Source organism: Marinicrinis sediminis (assembly GCF_042685085.1).
In the GTDB taxonomy this organism is placed as follows: domain Bacteria; phylum Bacillota; class Bacilli; order Paenibacillales; family KCTC-33676; genus Marinicrinis; species Marinicrinis sediminis.
Map to the genome: position 1 here is coordinate 1 of NZ_JBHUMM010000029.1, position 1,346 is coordinate 1,346.

The following is a 1,346-nucleotide window of genomic DNA, read 5'->3' on the forward strand; positions in this document are numbered from 1 at the left end:
TATAGTATTTGGACAATATAAGTTCATATGATTATACTATTCATAGTCAGGGGGCGCTTCATTTGAAAAGACAAAAGTATGCAAGAGAATTTAAACTGCAAGTGGTGAAAGAGGCGTTGGAAACAGGCAACACAACACTCGTCTCACGCCGTTATGAACTTAGCCGAAACATGGTTCAACGGTGGGTGCGGGAATCTCGCAATGGAAAGTTTGATGATATCCACACCGATGATTTCTCTCTCGACACCAAAGAATTGGCACAGGAAAATGATCAATTAAAGCGATTACTAGGTGAAAAAGATCTGGAGATTGCGATTCTACGTGACCTCATAAAAAAGAAGAACCCTCAGTTACTGAAAAAGTTGAAGTAGCCGACAAATGGATCAACAAAGGATATCCTAAGACGACTGTGCTACGTATTGTCGGGGTTTCTCGCTCCACTTATTATTACCAGAAGCATTACCGTGTGGAGGAGAAAACAGTAAGTGAGGGACGACCAGCACCCGGGTTTTCCCTTCAAGCAGATGGAACCAAAATATCGGATGAACAAATCAAAGAATGGCTCTTGCAGTTGATGGAGCATGAAGGAGCTGCCTATGGCTACCAGAAGCTGACCATCCTCCTGCGTCGGTACTTTGATTTAACGATCAATAAAAAGAAAGTCTATCGCCTATGTAAGGAACTAGGCATCTTGCGTCCACAAAGAGAAAAGAAAACGTTCTATCCAAGAAAGATTGCCAGAAATCGAACCATCACGGATTCGAATCAGTTATGGGAAACGGATCTGAAGTATGGATATATTCACGGTGCACAGCGATTCTTTTTCATCTTATCTTACATCGATGTTTATGATCGAATGATTGTAGGTTTTCACATTGGTTTGCGCTGTGAGGGGAAGGATGCAGTACAAACCCTAAATCGAGCTCTATTCAAGCGACAACAGTATGCCCATACAGAGAAACCCGTGATTCGATCCGATAATGGCACCCAGTTTACATCCAAAGCGTTTGCCAATGCTTGTGAAGCGCTAGGTATGGAGCATGAACGGATTCCACCGCGTACACCGAATATGAATGCGCACATTGAAGCCTTTCATCGCATTTTGGAAGACGAATGCTTGTCTCGCCATGAGTTTCAAAGCTATGAGGAAGCATACCAGGCTGTCACAACTTTCATGCAGTTTTATAACACAAAACGCATCCACTCCAGCATTGGCTACCTCGCTCCTGCGGACTTTTACAAACGTAAACAGCTAGGCGAAGTTACCACAAAGGAAGTCAGACTTTAAAAATGACAGACAGGCTTAGTTTGAAAGTGATTCTGTCCAATTTTCGGGGGTTAATCCG

At 43.1% G+C, this 1,346-nt stretch carries 2 protein-coding genes; both read left to right on the forward strand.

From position 1 onward, the window contains the following. Positions 1 to 62 precede the first annotated feature (62 nt). A complete protein-coding gene (locus ACFSUC_RS11550) occupies positions 63 to 371 on the forward strand; it encodes a transposase (RefSeq protein ID WP_379929759.1) in 309 nt (102 codons plus the stop codon). 38 nt (positions 372 to 409) lie between these two features. Beyond that, the gene (locus ACFSUC_RS11555; RefSeq protein ID WP_379929760.1) at positions 410 to 1,288 is read left to right on the forward strand and encodes an IS3 family transposase; all 879 of its coding nucleotides are present in this window, start codon (positions 410 to 412) and stop codon (positions 1,286 to 1,288) included. The last annotated feature ends 58 nt before the right edge of the window (positions 1,289 to 1,346 follow it).